The 22,726-nt window shown below is 73.8% G+C and carries 19 protein-coding genes; 10 read left to right on the forward strand and 9 right to left on the reverse strand.

Translation table 11 applies throughout. The annotated features are described in order from the left end of the window. Positions 1 to 2 precede the first annotated feature (2 nt). Positions 3 to 647, forward strand: coding sequence for an HAD family hydrolase (locus AC3EUJ_RS03985; protein ID WP_431959494.1), 645 nt, complete (start codon positions 3 to 5; stop codon positions 645 to 647). Here AC3EUJ_RS03985 and AC3EUJ_RS03990 read toward each other — a convergent pair. Next, positions 617 to 862, reverse strand: coding sequence for a hypothetical protein (locus tag AC3EUJ_RS03990; protein WP_431959495.1), 246 nt, complete (start codon positions 860 to 862; stop codon positions 617 to 619). The genes AC3EUJ_RS03985 and AC3EUJ_RS03990 overlap by 31 nt on opposite strands. Positions 863 to 1,047: 185 nt before the next feature. Between AC3EUJ_RS03990 and AC3EUJ_RS03995 the strand changes: the two genes are divergently transcribed. Further along, positions 1,048 to 1,431: a cold-shock protein gene (locus AC3EUJ_RS03995; RefSeq protein WP_319161765.1), complete on the forward strand. Its 384-nt coding sequence runs from the start codon at positions 1,048 to 1,050 to the stop codon at positions 1,429 to 1,431. A 25-nt stretch (positions 1,432 to 1,456) separates the two neighbouring features. Here AC3EUJ_RS03995 and AC3EUJ_RS04000 read toward each other — a convergent pair whose 3' ends face one another. The 4 genes from AC3EUJ_RS04000 to AC3EUJ_RS04015 all read right to left on the reverse strand — a co-directional run bounded on the left by AC3EUJ_RS04000 (position 1,457) and on the right by AC3EUJ_RS04015 (position 4,953). Continuing rightward, a complete protein-coding gene (locus tag AC3EUJ_RS04000) occupies positions 1,457 to 2,317 on the reverse strand; it encodes a 1,4-dihydroxy-6-naphtoate synthase (protein WP_431959496.1) in 861 nt (286 codons plus the stop codon). Then, complete coding sequence (locus AC3EUJ_RS04005; RefSeq protein ID WP_431959497.1) at positions 2,314 to 3,015, reverse strand: futalosine hydrolase; 702 nt, start codon at positions 3,013 to 3,015, stop codon at positions 2,314 to 2,316. Before AC3EUJ_RS04005 ends, AC3EUJ_RS04000 begins: the two co-directional genes overlap by 4 nt. Positions 3,016 to 3,031: 16 nt before the next feature. Beyond that, positions 3,032 to 3,502, reverse strand: coding sequence for a hypothetical protein (locus AC3EUJ_RS04010; RefSeq protein ID WP_431959498.1), 471 nt, complete (start codon positions 3,500 to 3,502; stop codon positions 3,032 to 3,034). 71 nt (positions 3,503 to 3,573) lie between these two features. Then, positions 3,574 to 4,953, reverse strand: a complete 1,380-nt coding sequence (locus AC3EUJ_RS04015; RefSeq protein ID WP_431959499.1) for an MFS transporter — start codon at positions 4,951 to 4,953, stop codon at positions 3,574 to 3,576. A 214-nt stretch (positions 4,954 to 5,167) separates the two neighbouring features. On the opposite strand from AC3EUJ_RS04015, the gene AC3EUJ_RS04020 reads away from it, so the two are divergent. The 3 genes from AC3EUJ_RS04020 to AC3EUJ_RS04030 all read left to right on the forward strand — a co-directional run bounded on the left by AC3EUJ_RS04020 (position 5,168) and on the right by AC3EUJ_RS04030 (position 10,986). Further along, the gene (locus AC3EUJ_RS04020; RefSeq protein WP_431959500.1) at positions 5,168 to 6,070 is read left to right on the forward strand and encodes a DUF3027 domain-containing protein; all 903 of its coding nucleotides are present in this window, start codon (positions 5,168 to 5,170) and stop codon (positions 6,068 to 6,070) included. A 758-nt stretch (positions 6,071 to 6,828) separates the two neighbouring features. Beyond that, the gene (locus AC3EUJ_RS04025; RefSeq protein ID WP_431959600.1) at positions 6,829 to 9,999 is read left to right on the forward strand and encodes a sacsin N-terminal ATP-binding-like domain-containing protein; all 3,171 of its coding nucleotides are present in this window, start codon (positions 6,829 to 6,831) and stop codon (positions 9,997 to 9,999) included. A gap of 150 nt (positions 10,000 to 10,149) precedes the next feature. Next, positions 10,150 to 10,986 (forward strand): calcium-binding protein, encoded by an 837-nt coding sequence (locus tag AC3EUJ_RS04030; protein WP_431959501.1) that lies wholly within the window; start codon positions 10,150 to 10,152, stop codon positions 10,984 to 10,986. 34 nt (positions 10,987 to 11,020) lie between these two features. Here AC3EUJ_RS04030 and AC3EUJ_RS04035 read toward each other — a convergent pair whose 3' ends face one another. Together AC3EUJ_RS04035 and AC3EUJ_RS04040 are read right to left on the reverse strand one after the other, a co-directional pair. Then, on the reverse strand, positions 11,021 to 13,444 hold the full coding sequence (locus tag AC3EUJ_RS04035; RefSeq protein WP_431959502.1) for an HAD-IC family P-type ATPase: 2,424 nt from the start codon (positions 13,442 to 13,444) through the stop codon (positions 11,021 to 11,023). Positions 13,445 to 13,631: 187 nt separating this feature from the next. Then, positions 13,632 to 13,916, reverse strand: coding sequence for a DUF2530 domain-containing protein (locus AC3EUJ_RS04040; protein WP_431959503.1), 285 nt, complete (start codon positions 13,914 to 13,916; stop codon positions 13,632 to 13,634). A gap of 145 nt (positions 13,917 to 14,061) precedes the next feature. Between AC3EUJ_RS04040 and AC3EUJ_RS04045 the strand changes: the two genes are divergently transcribed. Further along, positions 14,062 to 15,522, forward strand: coding sequence for an NCS2 family permease (locus AC3EUJ_RS04045; protein WP_431959504.1), 1,461 nt, complete (start codon positions 14,062 to 14,064; stop codon positions 15,520 to 15,522). Here AC3EUJ_RS04045 and AC3EUJ_RS04050 read toward each other — a convergent pair. Beyond that, positions 15,492 to 15,701 (reverse strand): ribbon-helix-helix protein, CopG family, encoded by a 210-nt coding sequence (locus AC3EUJ_RS04050; protein WP_431959505.1) that lies wholly within the window; start codon positions 15,699 to 15,701, stop codon positions 15,492 to 15,494. The two genes, AC3EUJ_RS04045 and AC3EUJ_RS04050, sit on opposite strands and share 31 nt — an antisense overlap. 206 nt (positions 15,702 to 15,907) lie before the next feature. Here AC3EUJ_RS04050 and AC3EUJ_RS04055 point away from each other — a divergent pair, with 206 nt between their 5' ends. The 3 genes from AC3EUJ_RS04055 to AC3EUJ_RS04065 all read left to right on the forward strand — a co-directional run bounded on the left by AC3EUJ_RS04055 (position 15,908) and on the right by AC3EUJ_RS04065 (position 18,640). Beyond that, positions 15,908 to 16,300: a MarR family winged helix-turn-helix transcriptional regulator gene (locus AC3EUJ_RS04055; RefSeq protein WP_431959601.1), complete on the forward strand. Its 393-nt coding sequence runs from the start codon at positions 15,908 to 15,910 to the stop codon at positions 16,298 to 16,300. Positions 16,301 to 16,318: 18 nt separating this feature from the next. Further along, positions 16,319 to 17,785, forward strand: coding sequence for an MFS transporter (locus tag AC3EUJ_RS04060; protein WP_431959506.1), 1,467 nt, complete (start codon positions 16,319 to 16,321; stop codon positions 17,783 to 17,785). Between the two features lie 276 nt (positions 17,786 to 18,061). After that, positions 18,062 to 18,640, forward strand: a complete 579-nt coding sequence (locus tag AC3EUJ_RS04065; RefSeq protein ID WP_431959507.1) for a Uma2 family endonuclease — start codon at positions 18,062 to 18,064, stop codon at positions 18,638 to 18,640. A 28-nt stretch (positions 18,641 to 18,668) separates the two neighbouring features. On the opposite strand, the gene AC3EUJ_RS04070 is transcribed toward AC3EUJ_RS04065, so the two are convergent. Further along, positions 18,669 to 21,452 carry an FAD-binding and (Fe-S)-binding domain-containing protein gene (locus AC3EUJ_RS04070; RefSeq protein ID WP_431959508.1) on the reverse strand — a complete coding sequence of 928 codons (2,784 nt, stop codon included), beginning with the start codon at positions 21,450 to 21,452 and terminating at the stop codon, positions 18,669 to 18,671. An 86-nt stretch (positions 21,453 to 21,538) separates the two neighbouring features. On the opposite strand from AC3EUJ_RS04070, the gene serC reads away from it, so the two are divergent. Next, positions 21,539 to 22,657, forward strand: a complete 1,119-nt coding sequence (gene serC / locus AC3EUJ_RS04075) for a phosphoserine transaminase (RefSeq protein WP_431959509.1) — start codon at positions 21,539 to 21,541, stop codon at positions 22,655 to 22,657. Positions 22,658 to 22,726: the final 69 nt, after the last annotated feature.

The following is a 22,726-nucleotide window of genomic DNA, read 5'->3' on the forward strand; positions in this document are numbered from 1 at the left end:
CCATGCCCGCTTCCCAGCCGACATTCCCGGTAACGGTCGGTTTCGACCTCGACATGACCCTGATCGACTCGCGTCCCGGCATCAAGGCGACGTACGAGCGCCTCGCCGAGGAGACCGGCGTCTTCATCGACGCCGCGCTCGCCGTCACCCGCCTCGGGCCGCCGCTCGACTGGGAGCTGGCGCACTGGTTCCCCGCGGAGGACGTCCCCGCGGTCGCCGACCGCTACCGGGCGCTGTACCCCGAGTACGCCGTCGCCCCGACCCCGGCCATGCCCGGGGCGCGCGAGGCCGTCGCCGCCGTGCACGCGGCTGCGGGGCGGGCCGTCGTGGTCACCGCGAAGCACGAGCCGAACGCCAAGCTGCACCTGACGCACCTGGGCCTGGAGGTCGACGAGGTGCGCGGCTGGCTGTGGGCCGAGGCGAAGGCGGAGGCGCTGACCGAGTACGGGGCCGCGGTCTACGTCGGTGACCACGTGGGGGACGTCGTCGGGGCCCGCACGGCCGGCGCGCTGTCCGTGGCGGTGGCGACGGGCCCGGTCACGGCGGACGAACTGCGTGCCGCCGGGGCGGACGTCGTGCTGGCCGACCTGACGGAGTTCCCCGCCTGGTTCGCCTCCTACCTCCCGGAACCGGGCGCCGTCGCCTGACGGCTCTGCGCCCGCGCGGAGCGCAGCAGCCCGGCCAGGGCCAGCGCGAAGCCGACGCCCATGAGCATCGACACCAGGTAGGCGGCGGTCGGCAGCGGGTCGGATCCCAGGAAGAGCGGGGCCACGGTGGCCAGAGTGCCCAGTGCGCCGACGACGAAGACGGCGGCGCCGGCGCGCACGAGGAGATCGCCCGGTTTCCGGGTTTCGGTGGTCACCGCACCAGGGTAGATCGCCGGGGGAAGTCGCAGCGCACCGGCCGGATGGCGGCCGGAGCAGGAGGACCACGGAGTCTTGTCACACGCCCCTGGGCCATTAGCCTTATGGGCAGCGGGTCTGCCAAGGGACCCGCTGTCTTGCTATCCAAGAGCTTTTTCTGTCTACAGCGAGGACGAGGTCGGACGTGCCTACCGGCAAGGTCAAGTGGTTCAACAGCGAGAAGGGCTTCGGCTTCCTCTCCCGCGACGACGGCGGTGACGTCTTCGTGCACTCCTCCGTCCTGCCGGACGGTGTGGCCACGCTGAAGCCGGGGCAACGAGTCGAGTTCGGCGTGGTCGCCGGGCAACGCGGCGACCAGGCGCTTTCGGTGACCCTGCTCGAGCCGGCGCCGTCCGTGGCGGCCGCGCAGCGACGCAAGCCCGACGAACTGCTGCCCATCGTGCAGGACCTGACCACGCTCCTGGAGGACGTCGCCCGCTCGCTGCAGCGCGGCCGTTACCCGGACAAGGCCCACGGCCACAAGATCGCATCCGTCCTGCGCGTCGTCGCCGACCAGCTGGACGTCTGAACCCCGTCCGGGGCCAGGGCCGGTCTCACAGCTCGAGCGCGTGCGGACCGAGGGGCGGCACCAGCCCCTCGGCCGCGGCCCGGGTGAGCAGCCCGCGGACCGCCGCGTAGCCCTCCTCGCCGAGCGCGGAGGTGAACTCGTTGACGTACAGCCCGATGTGCTGGTCCGCCACCTTCGGGTCCATCTCCTGCGCGTGCTCCATGACGTAGCCGCGTGAGGCCTCCGGCTCGTCCCAGGCCATGTGGACGGAGGTGCGGGCCGCGGCCGCCAGCTCGCGCAGCCGCTCCTCTCCCAGGGACCGCTTGGCGATGATCGCGCCGAGCGGGATGGGCAGGGAGGTGGTCCGCTCCCAGTGCTCGCCCATGTCCGCGAGCTTGTGCAGCCCGTAGTCCTGGTAGGTGAAGCGCGCCTCGTGGATCACGAGCCCCGCGTCCACCCGGCCGTCCCGCACCGCGGGCATGATCTCGTGGAACGGCAGGACGACGATCTCCCCGACGCCGCCCGGCACTTCGGCGGCCGCCCACAGCCGGAACAGCAGGTACGCCGTCGAGCGCTCGCTGGGCACCGCGACCGTGCGCCCGCTCAGGTCGGCGCCCTTGCGCGTGCCCTCGTCCCTGGTCAGCACGAGCGGGCCGCAGCCACGGCCCAGCGCGCCGCCGCAAGGCAGTAGCGCGTACTCGTCGAGCACGTAGGGCAGCACCGCGTACGAGACCTTCAGGACGTCGAACTCGCCGCGCTCGGCCATCCCGTTGGTGATGTCGATGTCCGCGAACGTCACGTCGATCGGCGGCGCCCCCGGGACCAGGCCGTGCGCCCAGGCGTGGAAGACGAAGGTGTCATTGGGGCACGGGGAGTAGGCGATCCGCAGTGCGCGCTCTTGGCTCATGTCCGGTCTCCAACGTCGAGTACGGCGGGCTGCTTCCCGAGCCGGGCGAAGGCATCGGCGAGCGCGTCGAGCGCCTCCCCGATCCGCCAGGCCGCGCGGTCGCGCGGGCCCACGGGATTGGACACCGTACGGATCTCCAGGACGGGCAGCCCGTGCGCCGCGGCCGCCTCCGCGACGCCGAAGCCCTCCATGGCCTCGGCCAGCGCTCCCGGATGCCGGCGCGCCAGTTCGGCGGCGCGCCCGGCCGTTCCCGTCACCGTCGACACCGCCAGGACCGGCCCGTACGCCGCGCCGAGCACGTCGGCCACCCGGCGGGACAGCGGTCCGGGCGGACGGTGCTCGGAGGTGCCGAAGCCGAGCTCGGCGACCGGGAGGAAGCCCTCCGGGCCCTCCGCGCCCAGGTCGGCGGCGACGATCACGTCGGCGACGACCGTCGAACCGACCGGCGCGCCGGGGCGGAAGCCGCCGGCGATCCCCGCCGAGACGACCAGGGCGTACGGCGCCGCGGTGAGCGCGGCCGCCGTACCGGCCGCCGCGGCGGCCGGCCCGACACCCGCGGCCAGCACGTCCGCGAGGGCGGTGCGCAGCAGGACACGGGCACCGGGTACGGGCCGTTCGGCGGCCGTGCCGCCGATTCCGCGGACGACCGCGTCGCGTTCCGCGGGGACGGCGGTGACGACGAGGAGGCGGGGCGTCATGACGTCAGCGGGCGGTTCAGCCCGCCGACTTCAGCTTGAACTGCCAGACGCCGAGGTAGTCCTGGCCGCCGCCGGTCTCGATGATGTTGAGGGTGACCTCGTCGGCCGTGGCGCCGGTCTGCGCGTCGGCGAGCAGGGTCTCGGCGTCGAAGGAGCGGTAGGTGGTGTCCTTCAGCAGCCCCGACTTGCCGGAGGTGCCGGCGGCCACGACCCAGCCCTTCTCGGCGATCGCGGGGTCGACACCGATCCGCACCTTGTCACCGGGCCGGACCGTGATCGTCTTCTCGGGCTTGCCCTGCAGGCAGGCCAGGAAGGCCTGCTCCGTCAGCTTCTTCCCGTCGAGGTAGCACTTGCTGGTGGCCTCGGTGGTCACGGTCCTGTCGCCGACGGTGACGGTCGCCAGGGGGGTCGGCTTCTCGCAGGCGGAGAGGGCGATCAGCCCGAGGGACACGGCACCGAGGGCGGCGGCACGGCGGCGATTGCTCATGAAGGTGAGGCTACCGGGCGGTCGCGTTCCCGCTACGCGGGGGGCCCGGTCGTGTCCCCGCCCCCGCGTGCTCACACCGTGCGCGGACGTGTCGCCCGTCCCCGGGCGCCGGTCATCAGGCCGCGGACCGAGAAGGTGACGCCGAGCGCCACCAGGGCCGCCGCCACCGCCATCCCGAGCGTGCCGTGCAGCGGCAGGACGATGCCGATGGCGCCGCCGGTCACCCACGCCAGCTGGAGCGCGGTCTCCGAGCGGGCGAAGGCCGAGGTGCGCACCTCCTCCGGCACGTCGCGCTGGATCAGGGCGTCCAGTGAGACCTTGCCCAGCGCCTGCGCGATGCCCGCCGCGGCCGCCACGAGGGCGATGGTCAGCACCCCGTACCAGGCCGCCGCCACGCACGTCGCCACCAGGGCGGCGACCAGCGCGCTGATGATGATCCGCTCCGGTCCCCGGGCGCGCAGCCAGGAGCCCAGAGCGGTGCCGAAGGCGTTGCCCGCGCCCGCCGCCACGGCGACCAGGCCCAGCGACACCGGCCCCGACAGGCCGCCCAGCGGATGCTCGCGCAGCAGGAACGCGAGGAAGAGGGTCAGGAACCCGGACAGGGCCCGCAGCGAGGCGTTGGCCTGCAGGGCGTGCAGCACCGGACCGCCGACGCTGCGCAGCCCCGGCCGCTTCTCCCGCCACTGCCGGCCCAGGCGGTGGTGCTCGACCTCCTCGCCCGAGGTCAGTTCGGCGCGCGCCTCTCCCTTGGCGGAGTCCACCTTGTGCGGGAGGGAGAAGGAGAGCAGCGTCCCGCAGACGAAGACGACGAACGCCCCGTACAGCGGCACGCCCGGCCCGATCAGGTGGAGCAGCCCCCCGATCGGCGCCGCCACGGCGGTGGCCAGCAGGCCGGTCAGGCTCACCCGGGAGTTCGCCTTCACCAGCGTCGTGCGCGCCGGCAGCAGCCGCGGCATCACCGCGCTGCGCACCACGCCGTACGCCTTCGAGGCCACGAGCACCCCCAAGGCGGCCGGATACAGCTCCAGTCCGGCGGTCGCCACCACCCCGGCCATCGTCCAGGCCAGGATCGCCCGGGCCAGCATCGACATCGCCATCGCGGCGCGCCGGCCGTGCGGGATGCGGTCCAGCAGCGGCCCGACCACCGGCGCCAGCAGCGCGAACGGGGCCATCGTGACCAGCAGGTACAGCGCCACGCGGCCGCGCGCCTCACCGGTCGGCACGGAGAAGAAGATCGTGCTGGCGAGTGCGACGGTGATCAGCATGTCGCCGGCCGAGTTCACCGCGTGCAGCTCGATCAGTTTCGCCAGGCCCGACTCGCCCGCCCCGCCGGAATGCGTGTGACGGCGGACGCGGCGCACCACGGCCGACGACGTACGCTGCGTGGCGCGCGCGACGGCGTTCCCCGCCCTGCGAACCGGTCCCGGGCCGGACGTCACTGTGCGTGCCACGCTCGCCAGTCTGCCCTACCGGGCGGCTTTCCGAACGGGGCGCGCACCGATAGCGTGCGATCGCGCAGAATGGAGTCATCAGGTGCGCCCGTGGACGTACGGGCAGGCAGCGTTTGAAGCGGTCCTCCGGTCCGCTCCGCCACCGCCCCGCCCGACCCTCGGCGGCGCACGCGTAAGACGGCGTAGGAGAGAATCGATTCTTGTGAGTGCTGCGATGCGAAGCCGTACCCCTGACCGCCTGTGCGCCGAGGCGGTCGACCTCGCCCTCGAAGCCGCCGTCGAGGCCTTCGGCGCGAAAGCGGTCGGCGAGCACCTGGGGACGGTCGCCGAGGGCGACCGTGTCGTGACACACCTCTTCGACTGCCGTGAGGCCGCCTATCGCGGCTGGCGCTGGGCGGTCACGCTCACCCGCGCCTCCCGCGCCAAGGCGATCACCCTGGACGAGACGGTCCTCGTGCCCGGCCCCGAGGCCGTCCTCGCGCCCGAATGGGTGCCGTGGAGCGAGCGCCTGCGCCCTGGGGACCTCGGCCCCGGCGACCTCCTGCCCACCGAGGCGGAGGACCTGCGCCTGGAGTCCGGCTTCTCCGGGGAGGACGCCCCGCCGCCGAACTCGCCGGTCTCGGAGGAGATGGCCGAGCTCGTCGAGGCCGAGGACGCGGACGTGTCCGGCGGCCCCCCGGCGTCCCTGCCGATGGCACCCACGGTCGGCACGATCGCCGCCGTCGCGGAGGAGATCGGCATGGCCCGGCCGCGCGTGCTGTCCCGGTACGGGCTGCACGTCGCCGCGGACCGCTGGGAGGACGAGTACGGCCCGAAGGCCCCCATGGCCCAGGCCGCCCCCGCCCAGTGCGTCTCCTGCGGTTTCCTCGTCCCGATCGCGGGCTCCCTGCGGCAGGCTTTCGGTATCTGCGCGAACGAGTTCTCCCCTGCCGACGGGCGCGTCGTCTCCCTCGCCTACGGGTGCGGCGCCCACTCCGAGGCGGCGGTGATGCCGAAGACGCCCCGCCCGGCCCCGCCCGTCCTGGACGAGACCGCGGTCGAGCCGCTCCCCCTCCACCCCGACCGCCACGGCTCCGTCGAGGACACCACCCCGGCCGAGGAACTCGGCCACAGCTGACGCCCCCGGGGCGTTCCGGGGTGCCCCGGGCGCCAGGCGGGCTGCGCCGCGCGTCCTGGCCCCGGGCTGCCGCCCGGACGCCGGGGCTCCTGGCGGGCCGCCTGGGCTGCGCTGCGTGCCTCGGGGCGGTTGCCGGTCACCCCGGTCGAGGAACCTGGGTCACACCCGGCTGCGGCCGCTGACCGTGTGCCTCCGGCCACGTGAGATCCGCTCGCGCCCAGGCCCGTGCTGCGCTGATGCCGCCCGCGGATCGCGTGCCCGGGGTGGCGGGCGAGCCGCGCGTGCGGCGCTGGTCGGCCCGTCGTCCGGGCCGGTGCCGGTGTGGGCGTCCTACGCCCTGGGCGGGTGTGCTGCGCACCTGGTCCCGGGCTGCGCCGCGCGTCCTGGCCCCGGGCTGCCGCCCGGACGCCGGGGCTCCTGGCGGGCCGCCTGGGCTGCGCTGCGTGCCTCGGGGCGGTTGCCGGTCACCCCGGTCGAGGAGTCGGGTCGCACCTGACGGCTGCCGCCCCGCGACCGGGCGCCACCGGGCCACATAGGGCCCGCTCGCGCCCGGGTCCGGCCGGCGCACCGTGGGGCCTCATGGGCTCCGCCCGTGCCCCGTCCGGGTTGCTCCGACCGGGCCGTCGCCCGGGTGCCCGCGGCCGTGGGGGCGCTTGGGGCCACTGCTCGTCGTCCGGGTCCCGGGCGCACGCGGTAGCGTCACACGCACAGGGCATGCGACACCGCGTGAGGGAGAAGACGACGTGAGCGGGACCGCGATGGACCGGGGCGCAGATCCGTTCGGTACCGCACGGCTGCGGCGGGCCGTGCTGGACGCGTGGGCCGCGTCGCCCGCCCGGTTCCGGGAGGACGCCAACGCGGAGGAGGACCTCGCGCTCGGCGGTTACCGCGACCGCCTCGTCGTCGAACTGGCCCAGAACGCCGCCGACGCGGCGACCCGCGCCGGGGTGACCGGCCGCCTGCGGCTGACCCTGCGCGAGGGGGTGCTCGCCGCCGCGAACACCGGGGCCCACCTGGACGCCGTGGGCGTGGAGTCCCTGTCGACGCTGCGCGCCAGCGCCAAGCGCGAGCAGGGCGACCTGGCCGTCGGCCGCTTCGGCGTCGGATTCTCCGCCGTGCTCGCGGTCAGCGACGAGCCCGCGATCCTCAGCCGCAGCGGCGGCGTCCGCTGGTCGCTGGCGGAGGCCCGCGACCTCGCGCGGGAGACCGGCGGGCACTCGCCGGGACTCACCGACGAACTGCGCCGCCGGGACGGCCACGTACCGCTGCTGCGGCTGCCGCTGCCCGCGGAGGGCACGGCCCCGGACGGCTACGACACGTGCGTCGTGCTGCCGCTGCGCGACGGCGCCGCCGCGGACCTCGCGGCGCGCCTGCTCGCCGCGATCGACGACGCGCTGCTGCTGTCCCTGCCGGGCCTGGCCGAGGTGGTCGTGGAGACGCCGGAGGGCGTACGGACCATGACCCGGCGTCAGGAGGACGGGCTGACCGTCGTCGCGGACAGCGCGGGCGGCAGCACCCGCTGGCGCACCGTGAGCGACGCCGGCCCGCTGGAGGCGGCGCTGCTGGCCGACCGCCCCGTCGAGGAGCGGCTGCGGCCGGTGTGGTCGGTGACGTGGGCCGTCCCGGTGGGCCGGGACGGCGCGCCCGAGCGGCCGCGGACGGCGCCCTTCGTGCACGCCCCGACACCGACGGACGAGCCGCTGGGCCTGCCCGCGCTGCTCATCGCCTCGCTGCCGCTGGACCCGAGCCGGCGCCACGCCGCGCCCGGCGCCCTCACCGACTTCCTGGTCGCGCGGGCGGCCGAGCTGTACGTACGGCTGCTGGCCGACTGGCAGCCGGTCACCACCGGCATCGTGGACCTCGTGCCGGGCCCCCTCGGCAAGGGGGAGCTGGACGCGGAACTGCGCCGCCACGTGCTGGAGCGGCTGCCGCGCACCGCCTTCCTGCCGCGCGCCGCCGACGTCACGGACACGGCAGGGGAGGACGAACTCCCGCCCGTGCTGCGCCCGGTGGAGGCCGAGGTCGTCGAGGGCACCGGCGCGGAGACCGTCGGTGTGCTGGCGGAGGTCTTCCCGACGCTGCTGCCCGCGGGGCTGGAGCGCCGCCCCGAACTGCGCGTCCTCGGGGTCGCCCGGCTGCCGCTGGGCGACGCGATCGACCGGCTCGCCGGGGTGGAGCGGCCCGCGGCGTGGTGGCACCGCCTGTACGACTCGCTGGCCGGTACCGACCCGGACCGGCTGAGCGGGCTGCCCGTGCCGCTGGCCGACCACCGCACGGTGGTCGGACCGCGCCAGGTGCTGCTTCCGCTGCCCGAGATGGACAGCGTCTACGCCGAGGAGGCCGCCCCGGTCAGCACCGGGCTGCCCGCCGCCTCGGAGCTGTCACGGCTGGGCCTGAAGGTGGCCGACCCGGAGGCCGCGCACCCGCTGCTGGAGAAGCTCGGCGCCACCCCGGCGACCCCCCGCGCCGTCCTCACCACCCCGCAGGTGCGCGCGGCCGTGGCCGCGTCCCTGGACGCCGACGAGGCCTGGTACGACGGCGTCGGGGCGGATGCCGCGCCCGCGCTGGACGCGGAGGAGCTGGCCGAGGTCGTCCTGGGCCTGGTCCGCGCCGCGAACCTCGCCCCCGGCGACGAGCCGTGGCTGGCCGCCCTGGCCCTCACCGACGACGAGGGGGAGCTCACCCCGGCCGGTGAACTGGTGCTGCCGGGCAGCGCCTTCGAGCAGGTCATCCGGGAGGGGGAACTCGGCTCCGTCGACGAGGACCTGGCCGCCCGCTGGGGCGAGCAGCCGCTGACCGCGGTCGGCGTGCTCGCCACCTTCGCCCTGGTCCGGGCCACCGACGTGGTGCTCGACCCGGACGAGCTGGAGCCGCGCGAGAGCGACTGGGCCGAGCCGGACGACGCCGGGCTGCTCGACGCGGTCGACGTGTGGTGCGAGGACGTACTGGACCAGCTGCCGGACACCGACGTGCCGCCGGTCGCCACCGAGATCGTCGCCGTGCGCGACCTCGACCTCGTGGACGACGATGCCTGGCCGCAGGCGCTGGCCATGCTCTCCGTGCCACCGCTGCGCGACGCGGTCACCCAGCCAGTGCGCGTCCTGCTGCCCGACGGCACCACCCAGTCCGTGCGGCCCTACACCGCCTGGTGGCTGCGTGACCATCCGGTCCTCGACGGCCGCCGCCCGGTCGGCCTGCGCGCGGCCGGCGGCGACCCGCTGCTCGCCGGGCTGTACGAGGACGCCGAGGCCGGGGCCGTGGACGACCAGGTGCTGCGCGCCCTGGGCGTGCGCACCTCCGTCGCGGCCCTGCTGGACGAGCCGGGCGGCGCCGCCGAACTGGTCGCCCGCCTCGCCGACCCGGACTCCACGGTGACCCCGGCGCAGCTGCACCAGCTCTACTCCGAGCTGGCCACCCTCGACCCCGAGCAGGTCACCCTCCCCGAGGAGCTGCGGGCCGTCGTCGACGGCCGCGATCCACGCGTGGTCGACGCCGGGGAAGCCCTCGTCGCGGACGCGCCCGACCTGCTCCCGCTCACCGCCGGCCTGCCCCTGCTCCCGGTGCCGCCGGTCCGCGCCGCGGCGCTGGCCGAGCTGTTCCAGGTGCGCCGGCTCAGCGAGGCCTTCGACGCGCCGGTCGTCTCGGACGGGGAGCCGCACGAGGTCGCGGACGCGGTCCGCGAGCTGCTGCCCGGCGCCCCGCTGTCGTACATCGAGCACGAGGAACTCCTGGTCAGGGCCCCCGACGGCGGCACCGTCGAGCTCGACTGGCGGTGGACCGACGGCACCCTGCACGCCGCCACGCTGGAGGGCGTCGCCGCCGGCCTGTCGTGGGCGGCGGGCGCCTGGCACCGCCGCTTCGAGGTGGCCGCGTTGCTGGAAGACCCGACGCGCACGGAGGAGTTGGCCCGCGACCGCTGGTTCGACTGAGTGGGGGGCGCGTGTCCGTCGTCACACTGGGACGCCATGTGAAAGGGATTTCCCTGGGCGGCTGCTCACGCGTAATCTCCTCTCACCATTCGAGACGTGGCGTCGGGGGGAGTTCGACGCGCGTCCCTTTCCTGTGGGGAATCCTCAATCATGCGTATTCGCGCCACTGTGGCCGCCGTTTGCGGCGCCCTGGCACTGGCCGCCGTCGCGGTCCCGTCCGCGCAGGCGGACGGCAAGGCAAGCCCCTTCGACCGCGCGCCGCAGGCCAAGAAGATGGCGGCGGCGTCCGAGGACATCGTCAACCCCGAGATCTCCAAGGTCGTGATCAGCGGCGGCTCCGACCTCGTCTTCGGAACGTCCGGCACGAAGACCGTCACCCTCACGGTGACGGCGAGCAGCCCGTCCGGCATCCAGGACGGCTGGGCCGCCTTCTGGCACGGGCCGAACCTGGAGGAGTACGACCAGGTGTTCGCCCCCGAGGCGGACCACGGCACCTGCACCGTCTCCGCCACCAACCCCACGGTCTCGACCTGCAAGGTCACCGTGTCCATCGACGTGAAGCGCTACCTGTGGAACGCGCTGGCGGGCGGCTGGAAGGTGTACGCGGACGCCCTCGGCACGGACGGCGGCTACACCTCCGCCGAGGCCTACACCACGGCGCGCTTCAAGCGGGCCGGGAAGGTGACGGTCAACGCCGCGCCCGAGCCGGTGAGGAAGGGCAAGACCATCACCGTCACGGGCAAGCTGAGCCGTGCGAACTGGGACGACAACCTGTACCACGGCTACACCAACCAGTCGGTGCAGCTGCAGTTCCGCAAGAAGGGCACCAGCACCTACAAGACGGTCAAGACCGTCAAGTCCAACAGCACCGGTGGCCTCAAGACCACCGTGCAGGCGTCCGTCGACGGCTACTGGCGCTACAACTTCGTCGGCACCTCGACGACCGGCAAGGCCGTCGCCGCGGGCGACTTCGTGGACGTGAAGTAACCACGCCGGCGGCACCTCGCGGCGCCGGGTCCCCTCAGCGGGGGTCCGGCGCCGCCTGCTTTCCCGGCGGGGCGCCGCCGTCCATGCGGCCGACGCGGCGCCAGACCAGCTCCAGCAGCGCCGCCGCGGTCACCGCGACGGCGACGGCCGTCCAAGGGCCCTGCGTACCGACCAGGCGCAGGGCGAAGAACTCCTGCAGCCACGGGGTGACCAGGACGATCAGGAATCCCGCGCCCATGGCGAGGACCAGGCCGATCCGCCACCAGGTGTACGGACGCGCGACCAGCGCCAGCACCCACATCGCGACCAGGAAGAGGGTCAGCGTCGCGGCGCTGGTCTCCGCCTCCAGCGCGCCGGCGCCGTGGTAGTGGTGGCGGGCGAGCATGTACGTCACGAAGGTGGCGACGCCCGCGATCACCCCGGCGGGCAGGGAGTAGCGCATGACCCGGCGCACGAAGTGCGGCTTGGCCCGCTCCTTGTTGGGGGCCAGGGCGAGGAAGAAGGCGGGGACGCCGATGGTCAGCGTGGACAGCAGCGTCAGATGCCGGGGGAGGAACGGGTACGGCGCGTGCCAGATGATCACCAGGAGCGCGAGCAGCACCGAGTAGACGGTCTTGGTGAGGAAGAGCGTCGCGACGCGGGTGATGTTGCCGATGACCCGGCGGCCCTCGGCCACGACCGACGGGAGCGCCGAGAAGCTGTTGTCGAGCAGCACGATCTGCGCGACCGCCCGGGTCGCCTCGGAACCGGACCCCATGGCGACGCCGATGTCGGCGTCCTTGAGGGCGAGGACGTCGTTGACGCCGTCCCCGGTCATCGCCACGTTGTGGCCGCCGGACTGGAGCGCGCCCACCATCTCGCGCTTCTGCTGCGGGGTGACCCGGCCGAAGACCGTGCCCCGGTCGAGGGCGGCCGCCATCTGCGTGCGCTCGGCGGGCAGTCTGCGGGCGTCGACCGTCCGCTCGGCGCCGGGCAGCCCCAGCTTCCCGGCGACGGCGCCGACGGAGACCGCGTTGTCGCCGGAGATGACCTTGGCGCGCACGTCCTGGTCGGCGAAGTAGCGCAGGGTGTCGGCGGCGTCGGGGCGCAGCCGCTGCTCCAGGACGACCAGCGCGGCCGGGGTGGCGGAGGCGCCCACCGCCGGGTCGCCCAGGTCCCCCCGCGTCCGGGCGAGCAGCAGCACCCGCAGGCCCTGGGCGTTGAGGCCGTCGATCTCGCCGAGCGCCCGGTCGCCGGCGGGGAGCAGCACATCGGGGGCGCCGAGCAGCCAGGCGCTGCGTTCGCCGTCCGGTTCGGTGAAGGCAGCGCCGCTGTACTTGCGGGCCGAGGAGAAGGGCAGCGCGTCCACGACGTGCCAGCCGCCGTCCGGGGCGGGAAAGGCCGCGGCGACCGCGGCCAGGGTGGGGTTGGGGCGCGGGTCCGCGGAGCCGACGGCGCCCAGCACCTGCCGTACGTACGTCTCCGGGACACTGTCCAGCATCCGCAGCTCGGCGACGTCCATCCCGCCCTCGGTAAGGGTGCCGGTCTTGTCCAGGCACACCACGTCCACCCTCGCCAGCCCCTCGATCGCGGGCAGCTCCTGGACGAGGCACTGCTTGCGGCCCAGCCGGATCACGCCGATCGCGAAGGCCACCGAGGTGAGCAGGACCAGCCCCTCGGGCACCATCGGCACGATGCCGCCGACCATGCGGCGGACCGCCTCGCGCCAGTCGTTGCCCTCCAGGACGAGCTGGCTGACGATCAGGCCGATGGCCGTGGGGACCATCATCCAGGTGACGTACTTGAGGATCTGGCTGATGCCGCTGCGCAGTTCGGAGTGGACGAGGGTGAAGCGGCTCGCCTCCTCGGCGAGTTGCGCCGCGTAGGCCTCCCGGCCGACCTTGGTCGCGGTGAAGGCGCCGCCGCCCGCCACCACGAAGCTGCCGGACATCACGGGGTCGCCGGGGTGCTTGACGACCGGGTCGGCCTCGCCGGTGAGCAGCGACTCGTCGACCTCCAGGCTGTCGGCCTCGGCCACCTCGCCGTCGACCACCACCTTGTCCCCCGGCCCGAGTTCGATGAGGTCGCCGAGGACGATCCCGGAGGTGGGGACCCGGGTGGCGACCCCGTCGCGGCGGACGGTGGGTTTCGCCTCCCCGATCACGGCGAGCCCGTCCAGGGTCTTCTTGGCGCGCCACTCCTGGAAGATGCCGATGCCGGTGTTGGCGATGATGACGAAGCCGAACAGGCCGTCCTGGATCGGGCCGACCACCAGGATGATCAGGAAGAGCACCCCGATGATCGCGTTGAAGCGGGTGAAGACGTTCGAGCGGACGATTTCGGCCAGCGAGCGGGAGGAGCGCACCGGGACGTCGTTGACCTCGCCCCGCGCGACGCGCTCCGCCACCTCGGCAGCGGTCAGCCCCCCGCGCGTCACCGGTCGCGCCCCGGTCGCCTCCCGCTGCGTGCGTTCCGTCATGGCTTCGACGGTACGTGGGGCCGGGCGCCGGGGGCGCGGTGGGCGGCCGCTCTCGGGGACATCTCCGGGGCGCCGTACGACCGGGGGCGTAGCGGCCACCCGGCCTCTGCGCCCGGGCCGGAAGCGCGGGCCGGACGCGCGGGCCGGACGCGCGGGGCGACGCGGGCCGGACGCTGGGGCCCGCGGCTCAGTCCTGTCCGGCGGCCTGCGCGGCGCGGGCCCGCGCGATGGCGTCCCGGCGGGCGCGCACGTACCACAGACCGATGAGCCCGAGGCCCCCGCCGGCCAGGCAGGTCCAGATCCACCAGGTGTGGCCGTGGTCGGAGTACCAGCCGTAGAAGGGGAGCTGGACGAGGAAGAGCGCGAACCAGATGACCGTCCCGACGGTGACGGTCGCGACGTCGTTCGCCTCCAGAGGAGCCGGCGCCTCACGCAACCCGGCCGTCCCCTTGTTGTGGCTGCTGCTGCTCATACCGCACAGCGTACCCAGTGACCCACGGGGGTCTACGCGCGGAGATAGCGCTGAAGACGCTCATATGTTCATACTGAAACGGCCCGAGGCTGACTGGTTTCAGTCGTAGGAACCTCCAAAAGACCCCCCCCACGCAAGGACCCGCATGTCCCCGTCGACCACCGCCAAGGTCGTGCCCAGCTCCCCGACCCCGCCCCCGGCGGCCGCCCCCGGCGCGCTCGACCGGTTCTTCCGGATCACCGAGCGGGGGTCCTCCGTCCCCCGGGAGATCCGCGGTGGTCTGGCCACCTTCTTCGCGATGGCCTACATCATCGTCCTGAACCCGATCATCCTCAGCTCGGGCGCGGACAAGTACGGCCACCACCTCGACGGCGGCCAGCTGGTCACCGCGACCGTCGTGACCGCCGCCTTCACCACCCTGCTCATGGGCGTCATCGGCAACGTGCCGATCGCGCTGGCCGCGGGCCTCGGCGTGAACAGCATCGTCGCGCTGCAGCTCGCGCCGAAGATGAGCTGGCCGGACGCGATGGGCATGGTGGTCCTCGTCGGCCTCGCGATCATGGTGCTCGTCGCCACGGGCCTGCGGGAGCGGGTGATGAGCGCGGTGCCGCTCGGTCTGCGCAAGGCGATCGCCATCGGCATCGGCCTGTTCATCGTGCTGATCGGCCTGGTCGACTCCGGCTTCGTGACCCGTATCCCGGACGCCGCGCACACCACCGTTCCGCTGCAGCTGGGCGCGGGCGGCCATCTGACCGGCTGGCCGGTGCTGATCTTCATCCTCGGTGTGCTGCTGACCCTCGGGCTGATCGTCCGCAAGGTGCCCGGCGCCATCCTGATCAGCATCGTCGCGATGACCCTCCTGGCGCTCGCCGTGGACGCGGTGGCGAACGTCAAGGACACCGCCTGGGGCCTCACCGTCCCGCAGTGGCCCGGCAACCCGGTCGCGAGCCCCGACTTCGGGCTGATCGGCAAGGTGAGCCTGTTCGGCGGCTTCCAGGAGGTCGGTGTCCTCACCGGCGTCCTCTTCGTCTTCACGGTGCTGCTGAGCTGCTTCTTCGACGCGATGGGCACCATCCTTGGTGTCGCCGACGAGGCGCACCTGCTGGACTCCAAGGGCGACCTGCCCGGGATGAGCCGGGTCCTGATGGTCGACGGCGTCGCGACCGCGGCGGGCGGCTTCGCCTCCTGCTCGGCCAACACCTGCTACGCGGAGTCCACCGCCGGCGCCGGCGAGGGCGCGCGCACCGGCCTCGCCTCGATCGCCACCGGGCTGCTCTTCGTGGTCGCCCTGTTCTTCGCGCCGCTGGCCACGATGGTCCCGGCCCAGGCGGCCACCCCCGCGCTGGTCGCGGTGGGCTTCCTGATCATGGCGGGCAGCGTGCGGGAGATCGACTGGAGCGACTTCACGATCGCCGTCCCGGCGTTCCTGACGATGCTGCTCATGCCGTTCACCTACTCGATCACCAACGGCATCGGCATCGGGTTCATCACCTTCTGTGTGCTGCGGCTGGTGGCGGGGCGCGGCCGTGAGGTACCGCCCGCGCTCTACGCGGTGTCGGCGGTCTTCGCCTTCTACTACCTGATGCCGGCGCTGGGCCTGACGTAACCGCCCGTGTAGAACTGCTCGGTCTCGTCGACGGAGGCCTTGAGCCGTTCGTCGAAGTCATCGCGGATGAGCGTCCGGACGATGTAGTCCTGGACGCTCATCCCGCGTTTGGCGGCGTGAGCCTGGAGACGGTCCAGCAGGTCCCCGTCCATGCGCATGCTGAGCACTCTCGAAGCCATGGCCCAAGGGTCCGGCGGGCTCCTCGGGGCATGCGTCGTTTTCGGGGCGGAACTCACCCGGACGGGTGACTTCCTTGACGAATGCGTTTGGACACGGCACCGCAGCGGCAATTTTTACTTAGCATAAGTAATGAGCTAGGCTAACAAACGTGACCGAACTGTCCGAGGACGACCGCGTGGCGGTGAACACGCTGCGCGGTGCCGTGATGCGGCTCTCCCGCCGACTGCGCCACCACCGGGTCGACGAGTCGCTCAGCCCGACGGAGATGTCCGTGCTGGGCACCCTCGCGCGCTGCGGGTCCGCCACCCCCGGGGAACTGGCCCGCAAGGAGCACGTGCAGCCGCCCTCCATGACGCGGATCGTCGCCATGCTCGAATCCAAGGGCCTGGTGCACCGGGACCCGCACCCGGACGACCGGCGCCAGGTCGTCGTCCGGCAGACCGAGCAGGCGGAGGCGATGCTCGAGGAGAGCCGGGCGCGGCGCAACGCGTTCCTGGCCGAGCTCCTTTCCACCCTCTCGGAGGAGGAACGCGCCGTGCTCCGCGAGGCGGCGCCCGTCCTGGAGAAGCTCGCTCACGCCGACGCAAGGACCCGATGACGAGGAGGCGAGACCGGATTGAGTTCGGCAGCCGCATCAGACGCCGCACCCGAACCGAACATCCCTGAGCGGACCGGCCCGGCCGGTACCGCCGACCCGGCCGATCTGCCGACCCCGGCGGGCGCCGACGCCGCCGCGGGAGCCACCGGACCGTCCGGGACACCCGGCCCCGGGCGCCCCGCCGCGACGCCCGCGCCCGGCGGTATGTTCAGCTCGCTCCGCAACCGCAACTACCGGCTCTTCGCCGGCGGCGCGCTCGTCTCCAACACCGGCACCTGGATGTCCCGCATCGCGCAGGACTGGCTGGTGCTGAGCCTGACCGGGTCCTCCTTCGCCGTGGGCATCACGACCGCGCTGCAGTTCCTCCCCATGCTGCTCCTCGGGCTCTACGGCGGCGTCATCGCCGACCGCTACCCCAAGCGCCGTATCCTGCTGGCCACCCAGGTCGCCATGGGCCTGCTGGGCCTCGCCCTCGCCGCCCTGACCCTCAGCGGAGCCGTCCAGGTCTGGCACGTGTACGCCATCGCCTTCGGCCTCGGCGTGGTCACCGTCGTCGACAACCCCACCCGGCAGGCGTTCGTCGTCGAGATGGTCGGCCCGGCCGACGTCCGCAACGCCGTCTCCCTGAACTCCGCCAACTTCCAGAGCGCCCGCCTGATCGGTCCCGCCGTCGCGGGCGCGCTGATCACCGCGGTCGGCAGCGGCTGGGCGTTCCTGTTCAACGGCCTGTCCTTCCTGGCGCCGCTCGCCGGGCTGCTGCTCATGCGCCGGTCCGAGTTGTACGAGGTGCCCACCGCGCCGCGCGGCAAGGGCCAGCTGCGCGAGGGGCTGCGCTACGTCGCCGGGCGGCCGGAGCTGATCTGGCCCATCGTGCTGGTCGGCTTCATCGGCACCTTCGCCTACAACTTCCCGATCTGGCTCACCGCCTTCGCCGACCACGTCTTCCACGGCGACGCCGGCATGTACGGCCTGTTCAACTCGGTGCTCGCGGTCGGCTCCGTCGTCGGCGCGCTGCTGGCGGCCCGGCGCGGCAGCACCCGGCTGCGGCTGCTGGTCGGCGCGGCCCTCGGGTTCGGCCTGCTGGAGGCCGTGGCGGCACTGGCGCCGACGTACTGGATCTTCCTGGTGCTCATGCTGCCGATCGGCATCTTCGGCCTGACCTTCAACACCACCGCCAACGCCAGCGTCCAGCTGGCGACCGACCCCGCCATGCGCGGCCGCGTCATGAGCCTGTTCATGATGGTCTTCGTGGGCGGCACTCCGCTGGGCGGTCCGCTCGTCGGCTGGGTCACCGACGTCTTCGGTGCCCGGACCGGCTTCCTGGCCGGCGGCCTGGTCGCCGCGGCGGCGGCGGTCTGCGTCGGACTCGTCCTGGCCCGGCTGGGCGGGCTGCGGCTCAAGATCGACCTGCACCGCGGCAAGGACCACAAGCTGATCGAGCTGGTGCCGCGGGAGCCGGAGCCGGTGGAGTCGGTGGCGGCCTGAGCGCGGCCCCGGCCCCGTCGGGCGGCCGGCGCGGCGGCCCGACGCTCAGGCGACGGCGACCCGGTGCCGGGTGCGTCGCCGGCGTCCAGGTCCAGCCGGACGGCGGGCGCCTCGCGGGAGAGGCACGTGCTGCTGCCGTGACGCCGGCGTCGGCGTCGTTTTGGGACCGCTTCATCGTTTCGAGTGAATGTGCGATCGGGGTGGCCCGGGAGGGCGTCGGCTGCGTGAGAATCGGAGCTGTCGTCAGTCGCTTGCGTGGAGCCCCCTGGAGGACCGATGAGCTCACAGCCCCACTGGGCGCCTCGGGCGGCCGCCGGCTCGTACGCGCCGGACGACCCGGAAGCCGCGCTCAAGTTCGCGATCCGGCACCACGGGGGGGACCGGGTGCAGATCGTCGAGGGGCTCAACCAGCAAGTGGTGCCACCCACGTGGGGGCATGAGAAGGCCGCGGCCATGATCCGTCGGCAGATCGACCCCGTCGCACAGAAAATGGGCTGCCTCTCGGGCTCGGGAAACCTGGACCTTCCCGGCAGTGACAACTGGTATGTGCCGGACCTGGCCGTCGTGCCGGAAGACCTTGCGGAAGCCGACGCTCTCGTCCCCCACCAGACCCTGCTGGTGGTGGAGGTCACCTCGCAGTCCAACGGCGACACCGACCGGTTCGTCAAACGCCGCCGCTACGCCGAGTACGGCGCCCCGCTGTACCTCCTCGTCGGCCGGCAGGAGCGCAGCTGCACCCTGTACGCGGAGCCGGGGGAGCTCGGCTACCGGGTGGTGGAGGGCCCGCATCCCTTCGGCACACCGCTGCGGCTGCCGGAGCCGTTCGGACTGGAGCTGGACACCGCGGATTTCTGAGGCCCCGCCCGTCCCGTGGCCCGCCGCCTCACAGCCCGTCCGCGAGCAGCTCCGCGAGATGCCGGGCCCGCACCCCGGCGAGCTGGGCGAGCTGGGTGCGGCAGGAGAAGCCGTCCGCGAGGACGGCCGCGCCGGGGCGGGCGGCGCGGACGGCGGGGAGGAGACGGTCCTCGGCGCAGGCGACGGAGACCTCGTAATGGCCGCGTTCGAAGCCGAAGTTCCCGGCCAGACCGCAGCAACCGGAGGCCAGGGTGCCGCTGAGCCCGGCGCGGGCCCGCAGCCGGCGCTCGGCGGCGTCGCCGAGGACCGCGTGCTGGTGGCAGTGGGTCTGGCCGGTGACGGCCCGGTCGAGGCGCGGCGGCGTCCAGCCGGGGGCCGCCTCCTCCAGCACCTGCGCGAAGGTGCGCACGGAGCCCGCCAGGGCCGCGGCCTCGTCGGTGCCCAGGAGCTCGGGCAGGTCGGTGCGGAGCGCCGCCGCGCAGCTCGGCTCCAGCACGACGACGGGATGACCCGCGGTCACCACCGGAGCCATCCGCCGCACCGTGCGGCGCATCACCCGGCGGGCCCGGTCGAGCCGGCCGGTCGAGACCCAGGTCAGGCCGCAGCACACACGCCCCGGCGGCAGCACGACCCGCAACCCGGCCGCCTGGAGGACGCGTACGGCGGCGCGGCCGACCTCGGGGGAGAAGCGGTCGGTGAAGGTGTCCGGCCACAGGACCACCGTCGCCGCCGCCTCGGCGTCCGTCCCCGTTTCCGGCGTGGGCTCCTGCCGCCGCCACCAGCGCACCAGGGACTCCTCGGCCGGCAGCGGCAGTTCCCGCTCGGGCGCGAGGCCCGCCGCCCGCTTGGCCAGGGCCGCCAGCGGTCCCCCCCGCGTCAGGGCGTTCACGGTCCCGGCGACCGGGGCCGCCGCGCGCAGCCATGTCGGCAGCCCGCCCAGCAGGTAGTGGGAGGCGGGCCGCGGCCGCCGCCGGTAGTGGTGGTGCAGGAACTCCGCCTTGTAGGTGGCCATGTCCACGCCGACCGGACAGTCCGTGCGGCAGCCCTTGCAGGACAGGCACAGGTCGAGGGCGTCCAGGACCTCGGGAGAGCGCCAGCCGCCGGTGACGATCTCGCCGGCGAGCATCTCGTGCAGCAGGCGGGCCCGGCCGCGGGTGGAGTGCCGCTCCTCGTGCGTCACCCGGTACGAGGGGCACATGACGCCCGCCTCCGGACCTCCGTCCGCGTCACGGCACTTGGCGACGCCGACGCAGCGGCGCACCGCCGCCGAGAAGTCCCCGCCGTCGTGGGGGTAGCCGAAGGCGACGTCGACCGGCCGGCGCGGCAGGACCGCGAAGCGCAGATGGGTGTCGAGGGGGTCGGGCCGCACGAGCATGCCGGGGTTGAGGCCGCCCGCCGGGTCCAGCGCGTCCTTGAACCGGCCGAAGAGCGTGACCAGTTCCTCCCCGTACATTTTCGGCAGCAGCTCCGCGCGGGCCTGCCCGTCGCCGTGCTCCCCGGACAGCGAGCCGCCGTGCGCGACGACGAGGTCCGCGACGTCCTCGGAGAAGCGCCGGAAGCGGGCCACACCGGCCGCGCCGAGCAGGTCGAAATCGATGCGTACGTGGATGCAGCCGTCGCCGAAGTGCCCGTACGGGGTGCCGTGCAGGCCGTGCTCGCGCAGCAGCGCGCGGAAGTCGCGCAGGTAGGCGCCGAGCCGCGCCGGGGGCACCGCGCAGTCCTCCCAGCCCGGCCAGGCCTCCGCGCCCCCGGGCGTCCGGGTGGCGGTCCCGGCGGCCTCCTCGCGGATCCGCCACAGCGCGCGCTGCGCGACCGGGTCGGTCACGACGACCGAGTCGACCGCGTCCGCGAGCCGCCGCAGCGCCTGCGCCTCACCGGTGCCGGGCATCTCGACGAAGAGCCACGCGCCGCCCCTGGGCAGCAGCCCAGGGGCCCTCCCGCCCACCAGGTCGGCGGCCATCCCCTCCACCGTCAGCGGGCCGTACGACAGCAGCCCGCCCGCGGCGTCGGCGGCGGCACCCTCGTCCGCGTAGCCGAGGACGACCAGCACGCGCACCGGTGGCGCGGGCACCAGCCGGACCTCGGCCTCCGTGATCACCGCGAGCGTGCCCTCGCTGCCGGTCAGGGCGCGGGCCAGGTCCCGGCCGCGTTCGGGGAGCAGGGCGTCCAGGGCGTAGCCGGAGATGCGGCGGGGGAGCCGCTGCGGGTAGCCGGTGCGCAGCAGGGCGAGGTGGTCGTCGACGAGTTGCCGCAGGTCGGCGCGGAGCGGCCCGGCGGTGCGCAGCGGTTCCCCGGCGTAGGTGAGGCACTCCAGGGCCCTGACGTTGTCGGCGGTGGTGCCCCAGGCGACCGAGTGCGGGCCGCACGCGTTGTTGCCGATCATGCCGCCGAGGGTGCAGCGGCTGTGGGTGGACGGATCGGGGCCGAAGGTCAGTCCGTGGGCGGCCGCGGCGCGCCGCAGGTCGTCCAGGACGACCCCCGGCTGCACACGGGCCGTCAACGCCTCGGGGTTGAGTGACACGATCCGGTGCATGTGCCGGGTGAAGTCGAGCACGACTCCGGTGCCCGTCGCCTGCCCGGCGATCGACGTGCCCCCGCCGCGCGGCACCACCGGCACCCCGTGCGCCCGGCACACGGCGAGCGCCGCGGCCACGTCGCCGGCGTCGTGCGGCGCGACCACGGCCACCGGAACGCGCCGGTAGTTGGACGCGTCCATCGTGGTCAGCGCCCTGCTCTGCGCGTCGAAGGAGACCTCGCCCCGTACGGCCCGCTCCAGGTCGCGGCGCAGTGCGTGCCGCTGATCGTCCGCCATGCCCCTCAGCCTGCCCCACCGCGGCGCATGTCTCACCGGATGGAACGGAGCCCCGTGACGGGGTCGTCACGCATTACGCTGCGAACGTGGCCGAGATCCAGATTCCCGCTGACATCAAGCCCGCCGACGGACGATTCGGTTCGGGCCCCTCCAAGGTGCGACCCGAGGCGCTCAGCGCGCTGGCCGCGACCGGCACCTCGCTGATGGGCACCTCTCACCGGCAGGCGCCGGTGAAGGACCTGGTCGGCCGGGTCCGGGACGGTATCCGCGAGCTGTTCGCGCTCCCCGAGGGCTACGAGGTGGTGCTCGGCAACGGCGGCTCCACCGCCTTCTGGGACATCGCCACCCACGGACTGATCGAGCGCAAGTCGCAGCACCTCAGCTTCGGCGAGTTCTCCTCGAAGTTCGCCAAGGCCGCCAAGCTGGCGCCCTGGCTGGAGGAGCCGACCGTGATCTCCGCCGACCCGGGCTCGCACCCCGAGGCCGCCGCCGAGGCGGGTGTGGACGTCTACGCCTTCACCCACAACGAGACCTCCACGGGTGTCGCGATGCCGCTGCGGCGCGTCGCCGGCGCCGACGAGGGGGCCCTCGTCCTGGTCGACGCCACCTCGGGCGCGGGAGGCCTGCCGGTCGACATCGCCGAGACCGACGTCTACTACTTCGCCCCGCAGAAGTCCTTCGCCGCCGACGGCGGGCTGTGGATCGCCGTGTTCTCCCCGGCCGCGCTGGAGCGCGCCGAGCGGATCGCCGCGTCGGGCCGCCACATCCCGGCCTTCTTCGACCTGCCGACCGCGATCGACAACTCGAAGAAGAACCAGACGTACAACACCCCGGCGCTCGCCACCCTGTTCCTGCTGAACGACCAGCTGGAGTGGATCAACGGCCAGGGCGGCCTCGACTGGGCGGTGGGCCGCACCGCCGCCTCCTCCCGCAAGCTGTACGGCTGGGCCGAGGACTCCAAGCACGCCACCCCGTTCGTCACCGACCCGGCCAAGCGCTCGCAGGTCGTCGGAACGATCGACTTCAACGAGGACGTCGACGCCGCGGCGATCGCCAAGGTGCTGCGCGCGGGCGGCATCGTCGACACCGAGCCGTACCGCAAGCTGGGCCGCAACCAGTTGCGCGTCGCGATGTTCCCGGCCGTGGATCCGGCGGACGTCGAGGCCCTGACCGCCTGCGTCGACTTCGTCGTCGAGCGGCTCTGATCCCGGGCCTCACGGGGCCAGCACCACCGCCGACGGGCGGGGCGACCGCCCCGCCCGTCGGCGTTCCCG

It is taken from the genome of Actinacidiphila sp. bgisy160, assembly GCF_057707815.1.

Excerpts from the sequence above, each read along its gene's own strand:
- AC3EUJ_RS03985 (WP_431959494.1), top strand. The coding sequence starts at position 3 with ATGCCCGCTTCCCAGCCGACATTCCCGGTAACGGTCGGTTTCGACCTC.
- AC3EUJ_RS04000 (WP_431959496.1), bottom strand. The coding sequence starts at position 2,317 with ATGAGCCAAGAGCGCGCACTGCGGATCGCCTACTCCCCGTGCCCCAAT.
- AC3EUJ_RS04005 (WP_431959497.1), bottom strand. The coding sequence starts at position 3,015 with ATGACGCCCCGCCTCCTCGTCGTCACCGCCGTCCCCGCGGAACGCGAC.
- AC3EUJ_RS04010 (WP_431959498.1), bottom strand. The coding sequence starts at position 3,502 with ATGAGCAATCGCCGCCGTGCCGCCGCCCTCGGTGCCGTGTCCCTCGGG.
- AC3EUJ_RS04020 (WP_431959500.1), top strand. The coding sequence starts at position 5,168 with ATGCGAAGCCGTACCCCTGACCGCCTGTGCGCCGAGGCGGTCGACCTC.
- AC3EUJ_RS04025 (WP_431959600.1), top strand. The coding sequence starts at position 6,829 with ATGGACCGGGGCGCAGATCCGTTCGGTACCGCACGGCTGCGGCGGGCC.
- AC3EUJ_RS04030 (WP_431959501.1), top strand. The coding sequence starts at position 10,150 with ATGCGTATTCGCGCCACTGTGGCCGCCGTTTGCGGCGCCCTGGCACTG.
- AC3EUJ_RS04035 (WP_431959502.1), bottom strand. The coding sequence starts at position 13,444 with ATGACGGAACGCACGCAGCGGGAGGCGACCGGGGCGCGACCGGTGACG.
- AC3EUJ_RS04040 (WP_431959503.1), bottom strand. The coding sequence starts at position 13,916 with ATGAGCAGCAGCAGCCACAACAAGGGGACGGCCGGGTTGCGTGAGGCG.
- AC3EUJ_RS04045 (WP_431959504.1), top strand. The coding sequence starts at position 14,062 with ATGTCCCCGTCGACCACCGCCAAGGTCGTGCCCAGCTCCCCGACCCCG.
- AC3EUJ_RS04050 (WP_431959505.1), bottom strand. The coding sequence starts at position 15,701 with ATGGCTTCGAGAGTGCTCAGCATGCGCATGGACGGGGACCTGCTGGAC.
- AC3EUJ_RS04055 (WP_431959601.1), top strand. The coding sequence starts at position 15,908 with ATGCGGCTCTCCCGCCGACTGCGCCACCACCGGGTCGACGAGTCGCTC.
- AC3EUJ_RS04065 (WP_431959507.1), top strand. The coding sequence starts at position 18,062 with ATGAGCTCACAGCCCCACTGGGCGCCTCGGGCGGCCGCCGGCTCGTAC.
- AC3EUJ_RS04070 (WP_431959508.1), bottom strand. The coding sequence starts at position 21,452 with ATGGCGGACGATCAGCGGCACGCACTGCGCCGCGACCTGGAGCGGGCC.